Genomic DNA, 22548 nt, shown 5'->3' with positions numbered 1-22548 from the left:
GTCCTAGACGCCGATCGGGTGCCAGACGGTCTTGAGTTCGAGGTACTGCGTGAGGCGGGACAGGCCCTGGTCCGCGGACCAGTCCTCCGCGGCGGGACGGCGTACCCGCTTGAGGTTGCCGGCCGCGGCGATCTCCAGGTCGCGGGCCTCGTCGTCGGAGGTGATGCCGCACAGGTCGATCGCGTTGACGTCGTCGTGCGACGCCAGCCACGGCCCGATCTCGGACGCCGACCCGGTGAGCAGGTTGACGACGCCACCCGGTACGTCGGAGGTCGCCATCACCTCGCCCAGCGTCACGGCCGGCAGCGGGCGCTCGTACGACGAGACGGCGACGACCGTGTTGCCGGAGACGATCGCCGGCGCGATCACCGACGTCAGCCCGAGCAGCGACGAGTCCTGCGGGGCGAGGACCGCGACCACACCGGTTGCCTCAGGCAACGAGAAGTCGAAGTACGGGCCGGCGACCGGGTTGCTCGATCCGACCACCTGGGCGAGCTTGTCGGCCCACCCGGCGTACCAGACCCAGCGGTCGATCGACGCGTCGACGACCGCGCGGGCCTTGGAGATCGACAACCCCTCGGAGGCGGAGACCTCGGCACTGAACTGCTGGTGCCGGCCCTCCATCACCTCGGCGATCCGGTACAGCACCTGACCACGGTTGTACGCCGTCCGCGCGTGCCAGCCGCCGAACGCCTTCCGGGCCGCGACGACCGCGTCCCGGGCGTCCTTGCGGGAGGCCTGTGACGCGTTCGCGAGGAACTTGCCCTTGGCATTGTTCACGACGTACGACCGGCCGGATTCGCTGCGGGGGAAGGCGCCGCCGATGTAGAGCTTGTAGGTCTTGCGCACCTCAAGCCTCTGCGTCGCGGTGTCCTTAGTGGGCAAGGTAGGCCTCCAGACCGTGGCGACCGCCCTCGCGGCCGTAGCCCGACTCCTTGTAGCCGCCGAACGGCGACGTCGGGTCGAAGCGGTTGAACGTGTTCGCCCAGACCACGCCGGCGCGCAGCTGGTTCGCCATCCAGAGGATCCGGGAACCCTTCTCGGTCCAGATCCCCGCGGACAGGCCGAACGGGGTGTTGTTCGCCTTCTCGACCGCCTCGGCCGGGGTCCGGAAGGTCAGCACGGACAGCACCGGGCCGAAGATCTCCTCGCGGGCGATCCGGTGCGCCTGCGAGACCCCGGTGAACACCGTCGGCGGGAACCAGTAGCCGTTGGCCGGCAGCTCACAGTCCGGTGACCAGCGCTCGGCGCCTTCGTCCTCGCCGATCTGCGACAGTTCGCGGATCTTCGCCAGCTGGGCCGCCGAGTTGATCGCGCCGATGTCGGTGTTCTTGTCCAGCGGGTCGCCGACGCGCAGCGTGCCCATCCGGCGCTTCAGTCGCGCGAGAACCTCGTCGTACACGCTCTCCTGGACCAGCAGCCGCGAACCCGCGCAGCACACATGACCCTGGTTGAAGAAGATGCCGTTGACGATGCCCTCGATGGTCTGGTCGATCGGGGCGTCCTCGAAGACGATGTTCGCCGCCTTGCCGCCGAGTTCCAGCGTGACCGCCTTGTGCGTGCCCGCGACCGACTTCGCGATCGCGCGGCCGACGTCGGTGGAGCCGGTGAACGCGACCTTGTCGACGTCCGGGTGCTCGACCAGGGCCTGGCCGGTGCGGCCGGCGCCGGTGACGATGTTCACCACACCCGGCGGCAGATCGGCCTGCTGGCAGATCTCCGCGAAGGCGAGCGCGGTCAGCGGCGTGGTCTCGGCGGGCTTCAGTACGACGGTGTTGCCGGCCGCCAGTGCCGGCGCGATCTTCCACGCCAGCATCAGCATCGGGAAGTTCCACGGGATCACCTGGCCCGCGACACCCCACGGCTGCGGGTCGTCGCCGACACCGGCGTACTCGAGCTTGTCGGCCCAGCCCGCGTAGTAGAAGAAGTGCGCGGCCACCAGTGGGATGTCGACGTCGCGGGACTCGCGGATCGGCTTGCCGTTGTCCAGCGACTCCAGCACCGCGAGCTCACGCGACCGCTCCTGGATCAGCCGCGCGATCCGGAACAGGTACTTCGCCCGGTCCTTGCCGCTCATCGGGCCCCAGACCTTGTCGAACGCCTTCCGGGCCGCCTTCACCGCTTTGTCCACATCCGCGGGACCGGCCTCGCTGACCTCCGCGAGCACCTCCTCGGACGCCGGTGAGACGGTCTTGAACGGCTTCCCGTCGGTCGCCTCGATGAACTGCCCGTTGACGAACAGCCCGTACGACGACTTGATGTCCACGATCGCCCGCGACTCGGGCGCGGGGGCGTACTCGAATCTGCTCATGCCTGTCAGTCCAAGGTGAAGTAGTCGGGACCCGGGTAGTGCCCGGTGGCCAGCTTGGTGCGTTGCATCAGCAGGTCGTTCAGCAGGCTGGACGCCCCGAAGCGGAACAGTTCCGGGTCCAGCCAGTCCGGTCCGGCCGTCTCGTTGACGGTGACCAGGTACTTGATCGCGTCCTTGGCGGTCCGGATCCCGCCGGCCGGCTTGACGCCGATGTGCAGCCCGGTCGCCTCGTGGTAGTCGCGGACCGCCTCCAGCATCACCAGCGTGACCGGCAGCGTGGCCGCGGGGGACACCTTGCCGGTGGAGGTCTTGATGAAGTCCGCGCCGGCCAGCATCGCCAGCCAGGAGGCCCGCCGGACGTTGTCGTAGGTAACCAGCTCGCCGGTCTCCAGGATCACCTTCAGGTGCGCGTCGCCGGCCGCCTCGCGGATCGCGGCGATCTCGTCGAAGACCATCGCGTACCGCCCGGACAGGAAGGCGCCGCGGTCGATCACCATGTCGACCTCGTCGGCGCCGGACGCGACCGCGTCCTTGGTGTCCTGGACCTTGATCGCGAGGCTGGAACGCCCGCTGGGGAAGGCGGTTGCGACACTCGCCACGTTGATACCGGAGCCCTGCAGCTCGCGCTTCGCGGTCGCGACCAGGTCCGGGTACACACAGACGGCGGCGACCTGCGGAGCCGTCGGGTCGGCCGGGTCGGGCCGTTTCGCCTTCGCGCACAGGGCGCGCACCTTGCCCGGGGTGTCCTGTCCCTCCAGCGTGGTCAGGTCGATCATCTGGATCGCCAGGTCCAGCGCGTACTGCTTGGCCGTGGTCTTGATCGACCGGGTGCTCAGGGTGGCGGCGCGGGCCTCCGCGCCGACCTGGTCGACGCCCGGCAGCCCGAGCAGGAACCGGCGCAGCCGGTCCTCGGACGAGGTCACGTCGGCCAAGCTGTCGACGCCGCTGTCGAGTGTGGTCACCCACGGCAGTCTAGTGCCGATTCTAGTGCCGGCAGTGCGGGCCGGTTACTTTGTGCGGGTGAAGTCGAAATCGCCGGAGAGCGAGCAGTACCTGTCCGCCTCGAACCGGATCACCGGGTCCATCGTGATCGTGATCGGGGCGCTCGGCCTGGTCGACATCCTGCTGGAGTGGCGGACCGCCACCGGGCTGATGGTCGGCAGCATCATCGGGATCTTCATGGTGCTGGCCTACGTCGGCCTGATCCGGCCGTCGGTCACCCTGAGCCCCGAGAACCTGCTGCTGCGTAACCACCTGCGCGACCACCAGATCCCGTGGTCGAAGGTGACCGGCGTCGACGTGACCGACATTCTCCGGGTGCACACCGACGGCGACCGGTTCCGCGCCCCCGGCGTCCAGCTGGTCATGCGGGACCTGCGCAAGCAGCGTGTCGGCGGCCGCAAGCTCGCCGCCGACAGCTCGATCTCCAAGGCCGATTTCGTCGTGAACCGGATCGAGCACCACCAGGAGCAGTACGCCACGAAGTCCGAGGGCGACGTGGTCAGCGGGTGGGCGCGGCCCGAGCTGATCGTCGTCGGCGTCCTGGCCGTGATCGCGGTCGTCGCGGCCGTGGTCCGCTGACCGGCGCGTGCTGACCCGGCGCGCCCTCGTCCGCACCGGCGCCGCGGCCGCGGTGACGGGTGTCGCCGCGGTGGCTGCCCTGGAAACGGGGGTCATCCCCGGCCGTCCCCGGGTGCACGAGTTTCTCGGCCTCACCGGACCGGACGGCGTCGTACCCGACGTACCCGCGGGTCCGGTGGTCTCGGGGAGCTTCGACTCGTTCGGCCGGCGCACGAAGGTCGGCTACAGCGTCATCTACCCGGACGGGTACGCCGCGTCGGCCGAGCTGCCCGTCGTCCTCGTCCTGCACGGTCGTGGCGGCGACCACACGTCGGCGGTCAACGACCTCGGCATCGACCGCTACCTGACCGCTGCGGTGCGCGCGGGTTCGCCGCCGTTCGCACTGGCGACCGTGGACGGCGGCCGGGACAGCTACTGGCACCGAAGGGCCGACGGCAACGACCCGGGGTTCATGCTCGACCAGGAATTCCTCCCCCTCCTGACCCGTCGCGGTCTGCAGACCAGCCGGTTCGGCGTCCTCGGCTGGTCGATGGGCGGGTACGGCGCTCTGCTGTGGGTCGCCCTGCACTACTGGCAACGGCGGGTCGGGCCGTCCGCGCGAGCGGTCGCGGTCGGTGCGCTCAGCCCGGCGTTGTGGCGCAGCTACGCCGACGTCCAGCCGGGGGCGTTCGACGACGCCGCGGATTTCGAGCGCAGCCAGGTGTTCGACCGGCCGAGCGGATTCCGAGACGTTGCCGTCCGCATCGATTGCGGCCGCGACGACCCGTTCGCCGACGCCGCGCGCGAGCTCCGCGAGCAGTTGCAGGCGTCGGGCGGCCAGCAGGCCGGCGTCCACACGCCCGGCTACTGGCGGCGCATGCTTCCTGACCAGTTGCGATTTCTGGGCCAAAAAGTGGGCCGGTGAGCGGAACTGTGGCGTGAATCGCGGCGTCAGAGCCCGTGTTCAGCCCTTGAGTGAACCCTTGTGCACTCAGGATTAGCCCGACAGGTCCCTAGACACATCGAGAGTGGAGCTCATGGTCAACCTCTCCCGTTACACCCTGCGTGGCATGGCCACCGTCGCTGCCCTGGCCGGGCTCGCGGTGACGGCGCTGCCGAATGCCCAGGCCGCGCAGACCTCCAGCACGACCAACACGGCGGCCACGGCTGCTACCGCGACGACTGCCGACCCGCTGCCGGTCGGCGGCCCTGCCTTCTCGATCGGCAGCGTGCCGCAGGGCGACGCGGTCACCACGAAGTCGTCGACGCTGAACCTCGTGCGCTACAACCGCCTGTACAAGACGGGGCCGATCACCCCGTCGAAGTGCAAGGAGGTCAACGTCTCGATGCGCACGCTCGCGGGCGTCCAGGCCTACGTCTCCCAGCACTTCCGCTGCACCTACGCCGAGTGGGCGCTGCCGCTGAAGCAGGCCGGCGCGGCGTACAAGGTCGCCCCGAAGCTGGTCTTCTACACCTCCCCGACCGCGAACTCGTACTGTGGCGCGGTCACCCGGACCTCGTTCTTCTGCGGTTACAACGGGAAGGCCTGGATCTACATCTACGCCCCCGAGATCATCAGCTTCTGGGGCTCGAGCCCGACCCTGGCGCGTGCCTACGCGACCCAGGTGACGGCGCACGAGTACGGCCACCACGTCCAGTGGCTGACCGGCATCCTGGGTGCTTCCTGGGCGCGTCAGCGTGCGTTCAGCACGTACGCCGCGCAGATGGAGGAGAGCCGTCGTCGTGAGCTGCAGGCGTCCTGCCTCGGCGGCGCCAGCATCGGCGCGAACAAGCGCTACTACCCGATGAGCGGTGGCCTGTACACGCAGTGGCTGTACGTCGTCAACAACTCCGGCGACCAGCCGGGCTACCCGCGTGACCACGGCTCGACCAAGAACCACGGTTTCTGGTCGAAGGCCGGCTTCAACGCCTCGCGCAGCTACACCGTCGCGGGCAACTGCAACACCTGGAACGCGAATTCCACCTACGTCGCCTGACGTCGGTACGTAACTCAGCCGCCCGGTACGCGTTGGCGTACCGGGCGGCTGTTGCGTTTTGGCGACACCTGCACGATCTGCGATCGTGTGGTTACTTGTTTCGGCTGCGGACGCCCTAGAGTTTCTGAGTCGAGCCTCGAACGGCAGGAGTCACAGTGAACTACGACGAGTTCAACACCGAGTACGCGAAGGTGCTGGACAAGATCAAGAGCGGCCGGAGCACCTGGTCGGAGCTGTCCGGGCACGTCACCCGGCTGCGGCAGGCGACCGCGGGGATCACCGTGCCGGTGGAGCGCACCCAGGTCGACCACGACCTCGCCGCGCTGAGCCAGATGGTGGACATGTCCCGGCGCACCAACGACAAGGAGGACGTCTGGACGGTCACGTCCGAGGCGATCCGCCGGGCCAGCAGCCAGGAGGGTTCGGTCGCCGACCGGATCGCCCGGATCGACGCGGCCATCAGCGACATCGCCGCGCTGGCCAACCGGAACCCGGACGAGCGGGACGCGCTGATGCAGTCCACCAGCACGCTCCGCATCCTGCACTCGTCGCTGCAGAGCTCCCTGCACGCCGAGGAAGCCGAAGCGGCCGCAGCCGCCCGCTGAGCTCCAGAACCACCCGCCAGGTGTTCTGAGCTAGATACCTGGCTAGATACCTGCCGCGGCAGCCAGATCGGTTTTCACGGCTGCCAACGCGGTGGCTGCCTGAGCGCGTGCCGCGGTGACGTCCGCCGTGACCGGGACGACCACCTCGAGGTAGCACTTCAGCTTGGGCTCCGTCCCCGACGGGCGCACGACCACGCGTGCGCCGTCGGACAGCGTGTACCGCAGCCCGTCCGTCGGGGGCAACGACTCCGACCCCTTGCTCAGGTCGTCGATCCGCTCGACCGTGTACGACCCGAGGGTCGTGGGCGGTTGCGCGCGCAGCCGGTCCATCGCCTGAGCGATCAGGGACAGATCCTCGACCCGCGCCGACAACTGGTCGGTCGCGTGCAGCCCGTGCTTGACCGCGAGATCGTCCAGCAGGTCCAGCAGCGTGCGTCCCGCCGCCTTCGCCTGCGCGGCCAGCTGCAGCACCCGGACCAGCGTCGACACGCCGTCCTTGTCCTTCACCGCCGCCGGGTCCACGCAGTACCCGAGCGCCTCCTCGTAGCCGAAGACCAGCTCCGGCACGCGGCCGATCCACTTGAACCCGGTCAGCGTCTCGACGTACCGGACGCCGTACGACGCCGCGATCTTGCCGAGCAGCGACGACGACACGATCGAGCACGCCGCCACACCGGCAGGCCTCGACGACAGCAGGAACTCTCCGAGCAGCGCGCCGAGTTCGTCGCCGCGCAGCATCCGCCAGCCACCCGCGGCCGCGGCGTCCGGGACGGCGACCGCGCACCGGTCCGCGTCCGGGTCGTTCGCCACCGCGATATCCGCGTTCATCGACCGGGCCAGGTCCAGCGCGGCGTCGATCGCGCCCGGTTCCTCCGGGTTCGGGAACGAGACGGTCGGGAAGTCCGGGTCCGGGTCGGCCTGTGCCGCGACCACCTGCGGTACGGCGAACCCGGCCCGGGCGACCGCGGCCTCGACGAGGGTCCGGCCGACCCCGTGCAGCGGCGTGTACGCGACGCTGAGGTCCCGCGGCGCGTCGGCCGGCACCAGCTGGCCGATCCGGTCCAGGTAGGCGTTCAGCAGGTCGTCCCCGGTGGTCTGCCAGTCGTCGCCGCGGGGTACGTCCGCGAGCGATCCGACCGCGGCGATGGCGGCCGCGATCTCCGCGTCGGCCGGCGGCACGATCTGCGAACCGTCGCCCAGATAGACCTTGTAACCGTTGTCCTGCGGCGGGTTGTGCGACGCGGTCACGACCACGCCGGCGACCGCGTGCAGGTGCCCGATCCCGAAGGCGACGACCGGCGTCGGGGCCGGCCGGTCGAGCAGGACGGCGTCCAGGCCGGCGCCGCGCATCACGGCCGCGGTGTCCTGCGCGAACACGTCCGACTTGTGCCGGGCGTCGTACCCGATCAGGACCGGGCCGTCGGTGAGTCCCTTGGCCTTCAGGTACGCCGCGAGTCCGGCGGCGGCGCGGATCACGACGACCCGGTTCATCCGGTTCGGTCCGGCGCCGACGGCACCGCGCAGACCCGCCGTACCGAACTCCAGGGTGCCGTCGAACCGGTCGGACAGCTCGTCGTAGTCCGCGGCGTCCAGGAGCTTGGTCAGCTCGAGGCGGGTGTCAGGGTCAGGGTCCTCGCGCAGCCAGGCCTCGGCCGCGGCCTTCAGATCATCGGTCACATGGGCACTCTAAGGCCCTGCCTGGTGATCCATCGCCTACTGCGGGGCACTCGGCACGGCACCTCCTCGCTACGGCGCTGGATCACCAGACAGGACCTAGTGACCCGACGACTGACACGGCCGTGAGCGGATGTCCGCCACGTAGTCGTCGGGGGCGCCGGCCGCCTCGGCGGCCTCGGCCAGGATGCCCAGGTAGCGGGCCGAGGGCAGGCCGCCCTCGTAGGCGTTCAGCACGTACATCCAGGCCAGCTGCTCGCCGTCCAGGGTCTGCACCCGGACCTGGATCTTGCGGTAGACGCCCTGGTCGATCCACTCCCACTCGTCGAGGCGCTCGACGTCCTTGGGGTGGATGTCGTAGAGCGCCACGAAGACCTGGTTGGCGGGGTCGGCCGGGTCCTCGACCACGGTGGCCATCGCGCCCTCCCAACCGAGCTCCTCGCCGCCGAAGGTGAGGCGCCAGCCGGTGATCCAGCCGGTCCCGCGCAGTGGCGAGTACGGGCACCGCTCGGACATCAGGTTCGGGTCCAGATTCGACGCAAACGCGGCGTACAGGGTCACGGAAACAGAGGATACGGAAGAATGACCTCCCGTGGCGCGAGTTGTGATCATCGGAGGCGGTCCAGGCGGGTACGAAGCGGCCAGTGCGGCCGCCCAGCTGGGCGGGGAGGTGACGGTCGTCGATTCCGACGGGATCGGCGGTTCCGCCGTGCTCACCGACTGCGTACCGAGCAAAACCCTGATCGCCACCGCGGAGGTGATGACCGAGGTGGAGGAGGCCGGGGAGCTGGGCGTCCGGCTGGACGACGGCGACGACGACCCGGCGAACTCCGTGCGTGTCGATCTCTCCGTCGTCAACAAACGGGTGAAGGCGCTGGCCACCGCCCAGTCCGAGGGCATCGGGCGCCGGCTGGACCGCGACAAGGTCCGGATCGTCAAGGGCCGCGGCCGCCTGGACGGGCCGGAGACCGTGGTGGTCGGCGACGAGCGCCTGGACGCCGATGTGATCCTGATCGCCACCGGTGCAAGGCCTCGCATCCTCCAGGGCTCCGAGCCGGACGGCGAGCGGATCCTGACCTGGGAGCAGGTCTACGAGCTCGAGGAACTGCCCGAGCGGCTGATCGTGGTCGGCTCCGGCGTCACCGGCGCGGAGTTCGCCAGCGCGTACGACGCGCTCGGCAGCGACGTCGTCCTGGTGTCGTCGCGGGACCGGGTGCTGCCGGGTGAGGACGCTGACGCGGCAGCGGTCCTGGAGGACGTGTTCAAGCGGCGCGGCCTGACGGTCCTGGGCAAGTCCCGGGCCGAGTCGGTCAAGCGGCAGGGCGACGGCGTCGTGGTGACGCTGACCGACGGCCGCAAGGTCGAGGGGTCGCACGCCCTGCTCGCGGTCGGCTCCCTGCCGAACACCGATGACATGAACTTGGTCGAGTCGGGCGTGTCGCTGACCGACGGCGGGTTCGTCCAGGTCGATCGGGTCTCCCGGACCACGGCCCGTGGCGTCTACGCCGCCGGTGACTGCACCGGCGTACTGATGCTGGCCTCGGTGGCCGCCATGCAGGGCCGGATCGCGATGGCGCACGCGCTCGGCGACGCCGTCACTCCGTTGGACCAGTCAACGGTCTCCGCGAACGTCTTCACGGCCCCCGAGATCGCGACGGTCGGCCTGACCCAGGCGGTGGTCGACGCCGGCGGCAGTACGGCGATGGTCGTGAAGGTGCCGCTGGCCGACAACGCCCGCGCCAAGATGCAGGGCGTCCGCGACGGTTTCGTGAAGCTCTTCTGCCTGCCCAACACCGGCATCGTCGTCGGCGGCGTGGTCGTGGCCCCGCGCGCCAGCGAACTCATCCATCCGATCTCCCTGGCCGTCGGTGCCCGCCTGACGGTCGACCAGGTGGCCCAGGCCTTCACCGTCTACCCGTCCGTCTCCGGCTCCGTGGCCGAAGCGGCCCGCCGGCTGCACCTGCGCTCATGAAGTGTCGCGGTACCACGTGGTCGGCTCGCACGGGACTCGCACGAGGAGTTCGAACGTTTGCTGATTGACGCGCTCGCGGCCGATTGGGATCGTGGCTGCAGGGGGTAGCCAATGTTCGAGGATCGCAGCGACCTCGCCGTCGACCGGCATCTGGTCGTCAGCGGCAGGTTGCGCGCGCGGCGCCTGCAGCTCGGGCTGACGCAGAAGCAGTTGGTCAGCCGGCTGGCGCGGCGAGGGATCAGGACCACCAACAAGACACTGTCGAGTTTCGAGCACGGGACCGGCGTCGACGTCGTACGCCTGCCGGAGCTGGCCGGTGCGCTCGACTGCACCGTCACCTACCTGCTCGGCCTGACCGAGGACCCGGCCCGCTGGGAGCCCGATCGTTCCGCGGTGCCGGACAACCGCCCGGTGGCGCGGCCCGCGGTGCTGAACTCACCGGGGCTCGTCAGCCGGCCGGACGCTCACTGGATCCTCGGCCCGGACATCCCGGCCCGGCCGCCCAGGCGCTGATTGACCAGCGCCAGGTGGTGCGCCGAATAGTGGCGCAAGGCAACCAGTTGGGCGGTGGTCAACCGGTCGCAGACCCAGTTCCAGTGCATCGACACCCAGTCGCCCGGATGCAGCGGCCCGATCAGGCTGACGCCGTCGAACCCCCGGTTCACCGTCTCCCGGCCGGGCACGCCGAGCGTGAGGCGGGCGCCGTTCCACACCAGCGGCCGCGACTCCACCACGACCTGGTCGGCGCCGACCGTGATCACCCGGCCCCACCGGATCCGGCACTGGTCGAGCACCTGGAGCGCGTGCTCGGTACGGCGTTCGTCGAGCAGCAGGTTGGCCCACGGATACAGGCAGAACACCTGGAAGCTGTGATGGGGCAGTCCGCCCTCGGCATCGCCGGCCCGGTCCAGCAGGCGGTTGCCGATCCAGTAGGCCTCGACCACCTCGCCGTCGAGCGGGTCCGCCGTACCGGTGGCCGCGGCGATCGTCCGCAGTTGCGGCCAGGCGCCCTCGAACTGCTTGGCCAGCGCGCGGAAGCCGGTGCCGGCCCGACCCGGTGCGCCGAACTCGAGCAGGGCGCTGGTGTCGGCGGGCCCGCAGTACCCGAGCAGGTTGGGCGCGTACGCGTACCGGAGGAACAGCGCCGAGCCGTTCACAGCTCGGCCCCGAAGAAGACGATCGCGAAGCCGCTGTGGATCAGGACGTACTCACCGGGAACGAACGGGCCGTCGAGCAGGGACACGTTGATGTCCCGGACGACGCCCGCCACCTCGACCCGACCGAGGTCCGCGCCGTCCGGGCAGTCAACCACCCGGCCGGGAATACCCAGGCACATCTGCTCTACCCTCCATCGCGCCGGTGACCACGTCGATCACCAGCTGTACGGCGGTGCCGACCGCGTCCTGCACGGCCGGTGAGAGTCCGATCCCGGCGTCGACACCCGCCGGTTCGCACCCGATCACCACCACAGGTCCCACGGTGCCACCAAGCCGCGGCACAAGCGAGAGCACAGCGTCCGGTCCGAGGTCGTGGGCGTCCATCGTCACCTCTTCGCTGGGGTCGGCGCTCGGCTCGGCCTCGATCAGGTAGACCGTGCCGGGCGGACCGCCCCGCTGGACCGCGTCGACCAGTACGACGAGGTCGTACGGCTCGAGCAGCTGATAGGCCAGGTGGATGCCGCGGATCCCGAAGTCCCGCACCTCGACCCCGGCCGGCAGCGGCCGACGGGAGAGCTCGTCGACGACCGCGACGCCGAAGCCGTCGTCGGAGCTGAAGATGTTGCCCAGCCCGGCCACCAGGACGGTCATTCGACCGGCTCCAGTTCGTCCGGGCCGAAGTACAGGTAGCGCCCGTGGGATCGCTGGACTTCGCCTTCCTCGCCGTCCAGGGCGACCGCGAGGTGCGTCTCGCCGTCGACGTCGGTCAGTACGGCGACCACGGTGCCGAGGAGACCGGTCAGGAACATGTCCTGCGCGTCCGCCCGCCGGATCCCCGGCCGCAGCCGGACCCGGGTGCCGTTGCCCACAGCAACATTGCCGATCGTGACCGTGTCCGTCTCCGGCGAGACCGTGCTGTCGTTGCCCGGATCCCACCACGGCTGGTCGGCCGGCGGCGGCTCGGTCACCTTGCGCAGGTAGCGGATGGTGCCGTGCAGCCGGTCGAGGAACTCCGGCGGCATGGTGTCGACCCGGTCCAGCAGTTCGGCCGCCCGCTGGTCGGTACCGCGGACCTCGCGCTTCTCCTCCTCGGTCAGCGTCATCGTGCGCAGGCTGAGGATCTCGTCGATCTCGGTGGCGTCGTACAGGTCGCCCTGGCTCTCCGGCGCGATCGACGGGTGGTCGTACAGGATGATCGGCGAGGACAGCAGCAGGTCGCCGGCCAGCACCGGATAGAGGCCGACGTTCTCGGACTCGCCCGCGAACGTTCTGGCCCACTCGGGCGGATCCAGCTGCGAGATGAAACGGGCGCCGTCGGCGGCGACGATGACGTGGTGCGCGATCAGCGCCTGCCGGAGGGCCCCGACGCGCTCCGAACTGCCGTCCGGGGTGGTGTTCTCGACCCGCACCCGGATGCGGCTCACGGTGTACGGGCCCGGTAGATCGTGGACGGTGAGGGTCACGGTCCCGGTGATCGGCAGCCTGGTCCGGCGGAGGAAGCCGGCCGTGCCGACCGCCTCGACCTCGGTGCCGCCGGGCAGGCTGAACGTCACCTGCCGGGGAAACCGGTAGACGTTCGTGGCGAGGTCGACGGTGCGCACCACGGCCTCGTCCCACGGCCGGTACGTCGCGTCCTCGGTCTCGAGCGACGTGACCAGGACGCGATCGGCGTCGAGGACCTCACGGCTCTGCGCCTGCAGGAAGCGCAGCCGCACCCGGATCAGGGCCTTGTCGCCGTCGAGCAGGCACTCGGTCTGCGACCAGGACCGCTCGGTCGGATCCAGCAGCGAGTAGTCCGGCGGCATCAGCACGCCGAACTGCCAGCGGACCCGGTTCTTTCCGTCCGACGCCCGGTACGGGTACAGCACATAACCTTCGAACAACAGCGCGTCCGCGAGGTCCTGGACGGCGTCGTACCTGTTCATTCCAGCTGTTCCTTCAGGAGTCGCTCGATCGCGTCGTCCCAGCCGGGCAACGCTTCCCGCGTGCGGTAGCGGTACAGCAGGTCGAAGGTGTCCTGGCGCAGCCGCAGCCACGCGGCACCCGGGAAGTGCTGGTCCATCGCCTCCCGCCACACGGACACCGGCAGCGAGTACGTCGTCTCCTTCTGCCAGGCGACCGGTGTGACCGAGAGGGTGCCGGGGCTGCCGGTGAAGATGGTCCCGTTGAACAGCAGCAACAGCGGTACGCCGTGCTCCCGGACGGCGTACAGGTACTTGTGGGCGGCGACGTCGAAGTCGTAGCTGCACGGGAGGTTGAGGTCGACCTCCGTGGCTTCGGTGAAGCCGGGGACCATCTGGGTGACGAAGGCCAGTTGCAGCGGTTTCAGGGTCTCGCCCCAGCGGGACCGGTCACCGAACAGGTCGGCCAGTCCTTCGGCCTCCTCGTCGTCGTACCGGCGCCGGATCGGCTCGATCCTGATCTGGCAGCGCAGCGCGAGGGCGTGCACCGGCGTACCGGTCGTCTCGTCGATCCGCAGACGCAGCCGGATCGACGGGGTCGCGGCGTACCGATCGGCCTCGGCGCCGGTGCAGGTGAAGTCCAGGTCAACCACGGCTGCGCTCCTGGACGCCGGCGAAGAACGCGTCGATCCGCCGCCAGACGTCCTCGCCGCCGGCGAAGCCTTCCCAGTACTGGCGCACGATCCCGACCAGCTCGTAGCACGCGTCGATGGGGACCAGATGGCACTCGAACGTGTCGTCCAGCCGGCGCAGCAGGACGGCCTCCACGTCCGGGACCAGCCCCTGCAGCAGGGGATCGCCGGCGACGACCTCGTTCCAGCCGGCCAGGTCGAGCAGCGACTCGGTGGCGCCACCCGGGCTCGGGTAGAAAGCGACGTACCGGCCCTGATCGGACTGGTAGAAGAGAAACGCGAGGTTGACCGGGATCCCCATCGCGTCCCACTGCGCCGGTGACAGGGCGAAGTCCGCGTTGTACCGGTAGCTCTCGGGCACCACGCGGTAGTGGCCGCGGGACGCGCCGCCGTCGGTGAACAGCAAGTAGCAGGCCCGGCAGGCGCACAGCAGCCGGTGATCCTGGATGTCGGCCAGGTGCGAGTGCTCGGGACCGATCGGTACGGCGCACATCTCGCACTGCTCACCCGGCGCCAGTTGCTCGCGCACCCCACCGGTGTACTCGCGAAGTACCGCCACCGGATCGACGGCCGGCAAGGGTTTGGATCGCGCCAGCGAACGCAGAGTCGACCGCTGCCTCACGCCGGCTGCACCCCCGGGACAGCGACCTTCCAGCCGGAACCGTCCGGCAGCAAGGGGATGGCTTCGAGCGGCGGGCCGTCCTGCGCCCGCCCAGCGAGACGTACGTCGTACTCGGCCGTGCACCGCGGACAGGTCAACCGCTCGCCGCTCAACCGGCCGTGGTGCAGGCCGGACGAGCACCTCGGGCAGGTGTTGCGGTAGGCGAAGTACGTGCCGGCCAGGTTGGCGACGAGCAGGTCGAGGCCGGCGACGGGGAGATGCTGGATCTGGTCCGGGGGTGGGACCAGATCCAGCCGGTGCCAGCTGTCCCGGTGGGGGCGGAACGGCTGGATGGTCAACAGACTCTCCTTCTCCTTCACCATCCCTTCGACGTCGACCGCGATCGCCTCCGGCGCGGCGTCCAGGACGGCGTTCTCGACGGTCAGCCGGACCGTCGCGGTCGAGCCGGGGCAGCCGTCGCAGCTGCCCTGCAGACGCAGGTGGACGACCCCGTCGGCATCGATGCCGAGGTAGTCGATCCCGCCCGCGTGCGATCCGAGGTACGGGCGGACCGAGTCGAGCGCCTGCTGGACGCGGGTCGCGATGTCGTCGGGGTGGAGATCGTGGAGCAGCAGCATTCCGGCGACCAGATCGTCCTCGACGAGCTGCCGAACCTGTGGCTCGCCGAGCAGGTGCAGCAGCTGCTCGAGGCCTGCGCCGTGCAGGGTCAGCACGGCGCGGATCAGTTCCTCCACCTTGCGCGTGAGCGCGGGATCGGCGCTGCGCTGGACCTCGTCCAGCAGTACGTCGATCCGCTCGCTCAGCGTGTGGACGTCGTGCCGATCCATTTCGTCCCCCGGGTCAGTAAGGCTTGACGGCGATGGACGGGGAGTGCAGGTGCGTCTTCTCCCGTCCGTTGCCGACGTACATGTGCACGCCGCAGGGCAGGCACGGGTCGAAGCTGCGTACCGCGCGCATGATGTCGATGCCCTTGAACTTCTCCGGCGGGTTCTCCTCGAAGATCGGCGTGTTCTGGACGGCGTCCTCGTACGGGCCCGGGGTTCCGTAGCTGTCCCGGACGCTGCCGTTCCACGGTGTCGGCGGGTACGGGTGGTAGTTCGCGATCTTGCCGTCCCGGATCACCATGTGGTGCGACAGCACGCCGCGCACGGCCTCGGTGAACCCGCACGAGATCGCCTCGTCCGGCACCTTGAACGGCGTCCAGGTGTCGGTCCGGCCGGCCCTGACCTCGGCCATCGCCTTCTCGCAGAAGTGCAGCGCGAGCGCGGCGGCGTACGCCTGGAAGTACGTCCGGGCCCGGTTCCGCTCGAGCGCGTTGCTCCACCGCGGGATCTTCCACTCGTACTCCGTGGCCGGTTTGAGTGCCGTCCGCGGGAGCTGGATCTTCACACTGTGCCCGGTGGCCTGGATGTAGTCGGTGGTGACCAGGCCGGACAGCGCCGTCGACCAGAGTCGCGCGATCGGGCCGCCGCCGGTGTCGAGGGCCAGGTGGTCCGTGCCGTCGAACCAGCGCGGCGACATGGTCCAGCTGTAGGCGTTGGAGAAATCGCGTTTCTGCGGTTTCGGCAGCGTGTGCTGGTTCCACGGGTGCCGGACGTCGATCGGGTTGCCGAGCGGGTCGACGTCGACGAACTTCTCGTGCCCGCCGTCGGCCCAGTCGTCGTAGTACGAGCTGCCGAGCAGGATCCGCAGGCCGAGGTTGATGTCGACCAGGCTGTTCGTGACGAGGTTGCCGTCGACCACGATGCCCGGGGTGACGAACATCTTCCGGCCCCAGGACTCCATCGTGCGGTAGCTGAAGTCGCAGTATGCCGGATCTTGCAGACTGCCCCAGCAGCCGAGCAGGATCCGTCGTTCGCCGACGTGCTCGTAGCCGGGCAGCGCCTCGTAGAAGAAGTCGAACAGGTCGTCGTGCAGCGGCAGGACCTTCTTCATGAACTCGATGTAGCGCATCAGCCGGGTGAGGTAGTCGGTGAAGAGCTGGATGGTCGCGACCGTGCCGACCCCGCCGGGGTAGAGCGTCGACGGGTGGACGTGCCGGCCCTCCATCAGGCAGAACATCTCGCGGGTGTAGCGGCTGACGTGCAGGGCCTCGCGGTAGAACTCGCCCTCGAGCGGGTTCAGCGAGCGCATGATGTCGCCGATGGTCCGGTAGCCGTGGTCGCCGGCGTGCGGCGCCTCGGTCCGGTTCGCGAGTTCGAGGACGCCCGGGTTGGTCTCCTTGACCATCCGCTCGCAGTAGTCCACGCCGACCAGGTTCTCCTGGAAGATGTTGTGGTCGAACATGTACTCCGCGGCCTCGCCGAGGTTCACGATCCACTCGCCGAGGTGCGGCGGCGCGACGCCGTACGCCATGTTCTGCGCGTAGACCGAGCAGGTGGCGTGGTTGTCACCGCAGATCCCGCAGATCCGGCTGGTGATGAAGTGCGCGTCGCGCGGGTCCTTGCCCTTCATGAAGATGCTGTAACCGCGGAAGATCGACGACGTGCTGTGGCATTCCTCGACGGTCTTGGATTTGAAGTTCACGTTCGCGTAGATGCCCAGGCTGCCGACGATCCGGGTGATCGGATCCCACGCCATCTCGACGACGTCGGTGCTCTTCGCGTCGGTCGCGGAGAGTTTGGACTCGGTGGTGGTCATGGCCTACCACACCTTCTCGTACCCGGTGGTGAGCTCGGAGCTCTTCTGCCGCCAGCCGGGTTCCTTGTTGCTCGCGTTCTGGGTGTATTTGCGCAGCCGCCGGATCACGGTGCCGTACACCATGCTCGCGGTGGTCGAGACCCTGCTGCCGGGCGGTGCGTCCATGAACGGCATGAACTTGTCCGGGAAGCCGGGCATCGTGCAGGCGATGCAGATGCCGCCGACGTTCGGGCAGCCGCCGACGCCGTTGATCCAGCCGCGCTTGGGCACGTTGCAGTTGACGACCGGACCCCAGCAGCCCAGTTTCACCAGGCACTTGGGGGAGCCGTACTCCTTGGCGAAGTCGCCCTGCTCGTAGTAGCCGGCCCGGTCACAGCCCTCGTGGACGGTCCGGCCGAACAGCCACTGCGGCCGCAGCTCGGAGTCCAGCGGGATCATCGGGGCCTGGCCCGCGACCTGGTAGAGCAGGTAGACGAGGGTCTCGGACAGGTTGTCCGGGTGGATCGGGCATCCGGGCACGCAGACGATCGGCAGGCCCGCCTTCGACTTCCAGCTCCAGCCCAGGTAGTCGGGAACCCCCATCGCACCGGTCGGGTTGCCGGCCATGGCGTGGATCCCGCCGTACGTCGCACAGGTGCCGACGGCGACCACCGCGGTGGCTTTCGGCGCCAGCCGGTCCAGCCACTCGGACGTCTTCATCGGCTGCCCGGTGGCCGGGTTGTTGCCGAAGCCGGCCCAGTAGCCGTCGGTGCCGTGCACCGCCTCGTTCGGGATCGAGCCCTCGACCACCAGCACGAACGGTTCCAGCTCACCGCGGTCGGCCTTGTGCCACCAGGCGATGAAGTTGTCCGCGCCGGTCTCCGGTCCGCACTCGAAGTCGATCAACGGCCAGTGCACCGCGATCTTCGGCAGCCCGGGCAGGGCGCCGAGGACGATCTCCTCGATGCTGGGCTGCGTGGCCGCGGTGAGGGCGACCGAGTCGCCGTCGCAGCTGAGTCCGCCGTTCATCCAGAGGATGTGGACGACACCCTCGTCGGTGTCGCCGCGTGCCTGCTCCGGCTCCAGCGTCGTGGACACGACCAGCCCTCCCTCGCCGAAATCGCCCGGCCTTTTCGAACCGTACTTCGGTACCCGGCAGTCCGAAAGACACATGTGTCAGCTATTAATGGCGGTATCCGGAAATCCGCGAATCCTGGATTCCAGGACATTCCGGGAGGGTCTTTTCGGACACGTCGCACCGTATTCTCGTGCAATGGACGATCCCGATCGCGAGGTGTTCGTCTCGCCTGTGGTCGTGGCATCCCAGAGTTTCCCGGCCAGGCCGGGTTCGCTGCCGGACGCGGAGCAGTTCGTCCGGGAGGCGCTCGAGCCGATCACGCTCGAGGTGGAGGAGCGCCAGGCGCTGTACCAGGCGATCACCTCCGCCCTGCTGGCCGCGGCCGGGCCGAAGGACGGGGTGTTCGACGTGACGGTGCGGATCTTTCCGGACGGTGTCGAGGTCGAGGTACTGCACGGTGCGGGCGTCCGGCGGGTGCAGCCGGCCGCGGAACCGTTCGCCGACTGGCTGAACGGCGTGCTGCGGGGTCAGGGGGTGTCCCAGCAGGCGGCCGCGCAGCGGATCGGGGTCTCGGTGCGGACCATCAGCCGGTGGTTGCGCGGCGATACCGAACCACGCTTGCGGGATCTGCGCAGAGTGCACGAGATCTTCGGTCCGTGATGTCTGGCGTGCGTCCGGATCCGGGTTTAGTGTGCGAATCGTCCGTTGATCGCGGAATTCGCCATCCTTCGCCCGGCGGGGTGACCATCACGAACGAGTTGGAACGGGTGCGCAGCCGGGCGCTGGTCACCGGGGTCGTCCAGGGCGTCGGGTTCCGTCCCTTCGTGTACGCACTGGCGCGCGAGCTGGGGCTGTCCGGACAGGTCGGCAACACCGCGGCCGGCGTCGTCGCCGAGGTCGAGGGCCCGGCCGCCGCGGTGGCCGCTTTCGGCGAGCGCGTGCTGACCGACGCCCCGCCGCTGGCGGCGGTCGCGTCCGTGACGCTCGAGTCGCTGCCGGTGCTGGGCGGGACCGAGTTCGCCATCTCGGCCTCGACGGCGGGTGCGGGCCGGACGCTGGTCTCACCGGATGTGGCGACCTGTGCCGACTGCCTGGCCGAGTTCGCCGATCCGTCCGACCGGCGCTACCGGCATCCGTTCATCAGCTGCACCAACTGCGGGCCGCGCTTCACGATCATCAGCGGCCTGCCCTACGACCGCCCGGCCACCACGATGGCCGGCTTCCCGCTCTGTCCGGACTGCGCCCGCGAGTACGCCGACCCGGCCGACCGCAGGTTCCACGCGCAGCCGATCGCCTGTCCCGCCTGCGGCCCTCGGCTGCGGCTGATCCAGCCCGGCCTCGAGACGGCGTACGGCGAGGACGCGCTCGCGGCCGCGCACGCGCTGCTGATCGACGGCGCGATCGTCGCTGTGAAAGGGCTCGGCGGCTTCCATCTGGTCTGCGACGCCGGCGACCAGGCCGTGGTGAGCACCCTCCGGAAACGGAAGGATCGTGGCGACAAACCGTTCGCCGTGATGGCCGCCGATCTGGACACGGCCCGCCGGATCGCCGTGGTCGATGTGTTCCTGTGAGTGGGTATGTGCTGCTTCCGGAGTTGTTCACGGCCGCCGAGGTGGATCGGCTGCGCGCCGTGGTCGAGCAGGTGCATGCGGACGTCGTGTCCGCGGCCGAAGCCGGCGAGACGACGGTGAATGTCTGGCCGGACGGGCATCGGCTGGAAACGGTGCACGGGACAACGATCCACTGGGAGCCGGATGCGGTCGGAAAGACCGTGCGCAGCCTGTCGCCGGTGGCGCACCTGCATCCGGCCCTGGAGGCGTTGTGGAGTGAGCCGCGGTTGGTCGAGCCGATGAGTTCGTTGATCGGGGCAACGGCGGGACGGTTCGTGGCGAAGCTGAACTTCAAGCGGGCCGGCGTCGGGTCGGAGTTCGCGTGGCACCAGGACTTCCCGTACTGGTACGGCTGCTGCGGCGACGCGGCGTACGACATTGCGACCGCGATCGTGATGCTCGACGACAACACCGCCGCGAACGGCGCGATGACCCTGATCGTAGGCAGCCCGTCGGAGGGTCCGGTACGCCGTGATCCGCTGGACCCGACCGGACTGCTGGTGGATCCAACGGTCGTCGACGAGACCCGGGCGGTGACGGTCGAGGCCCCGGCCGGGTCGGTCCTGATGTTTCCCGGCCTGATGGTGCACCGCTCCGCCCCGAATCGGACGGCCACCGACCGCCGCTCGCTCCTGTACTGCTTCCAGCCCACAGGCCGCCCCGAACTGTCCGCCCTGCAGTACAACCCCGAAAGGCTGGCCGATCTCCCATGACCGGTTCCGTGGACGAACTCATCGCAGCCGTACTCGCCGACTCACCGTCGCCCGCAGACTTCGACATCACCAGTGCGTTCTGGCTGCACCACACCACACGCCTGCCCGGCGCTGACGTCACCTACCGCAACTACTACGTGCTGTTGCGAGTAGGCGAGGTGTTCGGCGCGTGCTCGTTCGAGTCGGGCGAGCTCGACCCGGCGTACTGCGCCGACACCTCCGGCCGCACACTCGCCGACGTACTCTCCTCCGACGACCCGCTCCCCGTCCGGATCGCCGCGCTCGACGCGTACCTGGCCGCGGTCGAGCCGCACCACGCCGCGCCGTACGCCGAGGAAGTGGTCCTCCCCGCCGGTACGCCGGACGTTCGCGCCCGTGCCCGTGATGCGGCCGTTGCCGGGCTGCTCGATGTTGCCGAAGGCACCAAAGTCGCGCTGATCGGTGTCGTGAACCCGCTCGTCGACGCGATCACGGCGCGCGGCGGCATCTGTCTCCCGTGCGACTTCAACCTCCGGGAGACCGCCTCCGGTCTGCCCGTGTCCCGCGACATGACGGAGGTGATCGACGCCGCCGACGCGGTCGTCGCCACCGGTATGACCCTGTCCAACGGCAGCTTCGACGTTCTCCTCAACCGTTGCCGTGAGCAATCGAAGCCGCTGGCCGTCTACGCTCAGACCGGCAGTGCCGTGGCCCGTGCGTTCCTCGGCCACGGTGTCACCGCGCTGTCCGCGGAACCCTTTCCCTTTTCCCAGTTCAGCTCCCGCCCGAGCAGCCTCTATCGCTACAGGACGGACACATGACGCAAACCCAGCCGCTCAGCACGGAAGTGCCCGGCGACCTCCGAATGGCCAAGCGGCTGTGGCCGTTCCTGCTGGCCTCGACCGTGAGCCTGATCCCGTTCACGGTGTTCGGGATGTACCTGGTGCCGATCTCCGAGGCCGCCGGTGGCAGCGTCGCGGAGATCGGCGGTCTGCGGGGTCTCGGGGGACTCGCAGCCCTGGCCGTCGGGGTGTTGCTCGCACCGCTGATGGACCGCGCGCCGCGCGAGCTGGTCGCCGCGGGCGGGCTCGCGCTGCTCGGCGTCTCGGCGGCATTGGGGGCCGTGGGCAACGTGTTTGCGCTGGCGGCCTTCTGCCTGCTGATCGGGGCGTCGACGTCGATCCTGGCGCCCTCGATCGGGGCGGCGGCCGCGGACAGGTTCAGGTCGCCGGCAGCGGCCGGCCGCGCGGCGACGCTGGTGTCCGCGACGACGTCGGCGATGGCGATGCTGGCCGCCCCGGTGCTCGCCGGCCCGGGCCTGATCTGGGGCTGGCGCGGCAACCTGCTCGCGGCCGCTGCGATCTCGCTCGCTCTGGCGGCGGCGTTCTTCTGGCGCGGACGCGGGCGGAAGGCGCCGATCACCCACCGGGAGCGGATGAGCTACCTGGCGACGTACCGCGAGCTCGCTCGCATCCCTGGGGCGCTTCCGCTGCTGGCCATCGCGATGCTGCGGACCGCGGCCTTCATGGGGTACCTCGCTTATCTCGCCGCGTTCTACGACGAGAAGTTCGAGCTCGCGCCGGGCTGGTTCGCCCTGGTCTGGTCGCTCAGCGGCGCCTCCTTCTTCCTGGGCAACCTCCTCTCCGGCCGGTACCTCGCCACTGAGCGCCCGTGGATCACGCCCGAACGGCTGCTCGTCGTCGGTGTCACCACCGCCTTGCTGGCCGTCTCCGCGTTCTACTTCTCGCCGACGCTTCCGCTCACGCTGCTCCTCACCGCGCTCATGGGTGCCAGCCACGCAACGGTCGCCGCCTGTGTCACCACGCTGCTGGTCCGCCGCAGCGGTGACCTCCGCGGCTCCGCGCTCAGCGTCAACGCGGCCGGCATGAGCCTCGGGACGTTCCTCGGCGCCGCGGTCGGCGGCCTCGGCCTGGGCCTCGGCGGCTACCCCGGTGCGGCGATCACGTTCGCCGGCATCACCCTCGTCGCGCTCCTCCTCTCCCTCCGCCTCCACCGCGCGGAGTGAACCGCGTCCTTGAGCACCCATCAACCATTTGA

25 protein-coding genes are annotated in these 22548 nt (G+C 69.6%); 11 read left to right on the top strand and 14 right to left on the bottom strand.

The window, feature by feature from the left end:
* Positions 1-3: 3 nt before the first annotated feature.
* Genes E0H50_RS07725 through deoC form a run of 3 tightly spaced genes read right to left on the bottom strand, consistent with a single transcriptional unit; the run spans position 4 to position 3273 of the window.
* Complete coding sequence (locus tag E0H50_RS07725) at positions 4-885, bottom strand: aldehyde dehydrogenase family protein (protein WP_131285892.1); 882 nt, start codon at positions 883-885, stop codon at positions 4-6.
* Complete coding sequence (locus tag E0H50_RS07720) at positions 875-2311, bottom strand: aldehyde dehydrogenase family protein (protein WP_131285891.1); 1437 nt, start codon at positions 2309-2311, stop codon at positions 875-877. Before E0H50_RS07720 ends, E0H50_RS07725 begins: the two co-directional genes overlap by 11 nt.
* Positions 2312-2316: 5 nt before the next feature.
* Positions 2317-3273, bottom strand: a complete 957-nt coding sequence (deoC, locus tag E0H50_RS07715) for a deoxyribose-phosphate aldolase (RefSeq protein WP_131285890.1) — start codon at positions 3271-3273, stop codon at positions 2317-2319.
* Positions 3274-3331: 58 nt separating this feature from the next.
* Between deoC and E0H50_RS07710 the strand changes: the two genes are divergently transcribed.
* The 4 genes from E0H50_RS07710 to E0H50_RS07695 all read left to right on the top strand — a co-directional run bounded on the left by E0H50_RS07710 (position 3332) and on the right by E0H50_RS07695 (position 6473).
* Positions 3332-3892, top strand: coding sequence for a PH domain-containing protein (locus tag E0H50_RS07710; RefSeq protein WP_131285889.1), 561 nt, complete (start codon positions 3332-3334; stop codon positions 3890-3892).
* A 7-nt stretch (positions 3893-3899) separates the two neighbouring features.
* The gene (locus E0H50_RS07705) at positions 3900-4796 is read left to right on the top strand and encodes an alpha/beta hydrolase (protein ID WP_238150831.1); all 897 of its coding nucleotides are present in this window, start codon (positions 3900-3902) and stop codon (positions 4794-4796) included.
* Between the two features lie 145 nt (positions 4797-4941).
* The gene (locus E0H50_RS07700; protein ID WP_165547027.1) at positions 4942-5868 is read left to right on the top strand and encodes a neutral zinc metallopeptidase; all 927 of its coding nucleotides are present in this window, start codon (positions 4942-4944) and stop codon (positions 5866-5868) included.
* A gap of 155 nt (positions 5869-6023) precedes the next feature.
* Positions 6024-6473 carry a hypothetical protein gene (locus E0H50_RS07695; RefSeq protein WP_130382735.1) on the top strand — a complete coding sequence of 150 codons (450 nt, stop codon included), beginning with the start codon at positions 6024-6026 and terminating at the stop codon, positions 6471-6473.
* A 42-nt stretch (positions 6474-6515) separates the two neighbouring features.
* Here E0H50_RS07695 and E0H50_RS07690 read toward each other — a convergent pair whose 3' ends face one another.
* Both E0H50_RS07690 and E0H50_RS07685 read right to left on the bottom strand, forming a co-directional pair.
* Entirely contained in the window at positions 6516-8150 is a 1635-nt protein-coding gene (locus E0H50_RS07690) for a phospho-sugar mutase (RefSeq protein ID WP_131285887.1), read from the bottom strand.
* 96 nt (positions 8151-8246) lie between these two features.
* Positions 8247-8708: a gamma-glutamylcyclotransferase gene (locus tag E0H50_RS07685; RefSeq protein WP_130382731.1), complete on the bottom strand. Its 462-nt coding sequence runs from the start codon at positions 8706-8708 to the stop codon at positions 8247-8249.
* A gap of 31 nt (positions 8709-8739) precedes the next feature.
* Between E0H50_RS07685 and E0H50_RS07680 the strand changes: the two genes are divergently transcribed.
* The gene (locus tag E0H50_RS07680; RefSeq protein ID WP_131285886.1) at positions 8740-10119 is read left to right on the top strand and encodes an NAD(P)H-quinone dehydrogenase; all 1380 of its coding nucleotides are present in this window, start codon (positions 8740-8742) and stop codon (positions 10117-10119) included.
* 111 nt (positions 10120-10230) lie between these two features.
* A complete protein-coding gene (locus E0H50_RS07675; protein ID WP_131285885.1) occupies positions 10231-10632 on the top strand; it encodes a helix-turn-helix domain-containing protein in 402 nt (133 codons plus the stop codon).
* Here the strand turns inward: E0H50_RS07675 and E0H50_RS07670 are convergent.
* Genes E0H50_RS07670 through E0H50_RS07630 form a run of 9 tightly spaced genes read right to left on the bottom strand, consistent with a single transcriptional unit; the run spans position 10584 to position 18208 of the window.
* The gene (locus tag E0H50_RS07670) at positions 10584-11276 is read right to left on the bottom strand and encodes a DUF6390 family protein (RefSeq protein ID WP_131285884.1); all 693 of its coding nucleotides are present in this window, start codon (positions 11274-11276) and stop codon (positions 10584-10586) included. The two genes, E0H50_RS07675 and E0H50_RS07670, sit on opposite strands and share 49 nt — an antisense overlap.
* Positions 11273-11431 (bottom strand): HypC/HybG/HupF family hydrogenase formation chaperone, encoded by a 159-nt coding sequence (locus E0H50_RS07665; RefSeq protein ID WP_202868045.1) that lies wholly within the window; start codon positions 11429-11431, stop codon positions 11273-11275. The genes E0H50_RS07670 and E0H50_RS07665 overlap by 4 nt, the downstream gene beginning before the upstream one ends.
* Entirely contained in the window at positions 11424-11927 is a 504-nt protein-coding gene (locus E0H50_RS07660) for a hydrogenase maturation protease (protein ID WP_131285882.1), read from the bottom strand. The genes E0H50_RS07665 and E0H50_RS07660 overlap by 8 nt, the downstream gene beginning before the upstream one ends.
* The gene (locus E0H50_RS07655; RefSeq protein ID WP_131285881.1) at positions 11924-13201 is read right to left on the bottom strand and encodes a hypothetical protein; all 1278 of its coding nucleotides are present in this window, start codon (positions 13199-13201) and stop codon (positions 11924-11926) included. The genes E0H50_RS07660 and E0H50_RS07655 overlap by 4 nt, the downstream gene beginning before the upstream one ends.
* Positions 13198-13830, bottom strand: a complete 633-nt coding sequence (locus E0H50_RS07650) for a DUF6084 family protein (RefSeq protein ID WP_131285880.1) — start codon at positions 13828-13830, stop codon at positions 13198-13200. The genes E0H50_RS07655 and E0H50_RS07650 overlap by 4 nt, the downstream gene beginning before the upstream one ends.
* Positions 13823-14491, bottom strand: coding sequence for a DUF5947 family protein (locus E0H50_RS07645; RefSeq protein ID WP_202868044.1), 669 nt, complete (start codon positions 14489-14491; stop codon positions 13823-13825). The genes E0H50_RS07650 and E0H50_RS07645 overlap by 8 nt, the downstream gene beginning before the upstream one ends.
* A complete protein-coding gene (locus tag E0H50_RS07640; protein ID WP_131285879.1) occupies positions 14488-15318 on the bottom strand; it encodes a NifU family protein in 831 nt (276 codons plus the stop codon). Before E0H50_RS07640 ends, E0H50_RS07645 begins: the two co-directional genes overlap by 4 nt.
* 13 nt (positions 15319-15331) lie before the next feature.
* Positions 15332-17131 carry a nickel-dependent hydrogenase large subunit gene (locus E0H50_RS07635; protein WP_131285878.1) on the bottom strand — a complete coding sequence of 600 codons (1800 nt, stop codon included), beginning with the start codon at positions 17129-17131 and terminating at the stop codon, positions 15332-15334.
* A 3-nt stretch (positions 17132-17134) separates the two neighbouring features.
* Positions 17135-18208 (bottom strand): NADH-quinone oxidoreductase subunit B family protein, encoded by a 1074-nt coding sequence (locus E0H50_RS07630; RefSeq protein WP_202868043.1) that lies wholly within the window; start codon positions 18206-18208, stop codon positions 17135-17137.
* Positions 18209-18383: 175 nt separating this feature from the next.
* Here E0H50_RS07630 and E0H50_RS07625 point away from each other — a divergent pair, with 175 nt between their 5' ends.
* From E0H50_RS07625 to E0H50_RS07605, 5 genes are all read left to right on the top strand, one after another.
* Positions 18384-18848 (top strand): helix-turn-helix domain-containing protein, encoded by a 465-nt coding sequence (locus E0H50_RS07625; protein WP_131285876.1) that lies wholly within the window; start codon positions 18384-18386, stop codon positions 18846-18848.
* An 80-nt stretch (positions 18849-18928) separates the two neighbouring features.
* Positions 18929-19759, top strand: coding sequence for an acylphosphatase (locus E0H50_RS07620; protein ID WP_202868042.1), 831 nt, complete (start codon positions 18929-18931; stop codon positions 19757-19759).
* A complete protein-coding gene (locus E0H50_RS07615) occupies positions 19756-20511 on the top strand; it encodes a phytanoyl-CoA dioxygenase family protein (protein ID WP_131285874.1) in 756 nt (251 codons plus the stop codon). The genes E0H50_RS07620 and E0H50_RS07615 overlap by 4 nt, the downstream gene beginning before the upstream one ends.
* Entirely contained in the window at positions 20508-21311 is an 804-nt protein-coding gene (locus tag E0H50_RS07610) for a Rossmann-like domain-containing protein (protein ID WP_131285873.1), read from the top strand. The genes E0H50_RS07615 and E0H50_RS07610 overlap by 4 nt, the downstream gene beginning before the upstream one ends.
* Complete coding sequence (locus E0H50_RS07605) at positions 21308-22516, top strand: MFS transporter (RefSeq protein ID WP_238150830.1); 1209 nt, start codon at positions 21308-21310, stop codon at positions 22514-22516. Before E0H50_RS07610 ends, E0H50_RS07605 begins: the two co-directional genes overlap by 4 nt.
* Positions 22517-22548: the final 32 nt, after the last annotated feature.

The sequence above is a fragment of the Kribbella sindirgiensis genome, assembly GCF_004331435.1.
Lineage (GTDB): Bacteria > Actinomycetota > Actinomycetes > Propionibacteriales > Kribbellaceae > Kribbella > Kribbella sindirgiensis.
Note: the sequence above shows the minus strand (reverse complement) of the source record. Positions and strands in the feature narration are given on the sequence as shown.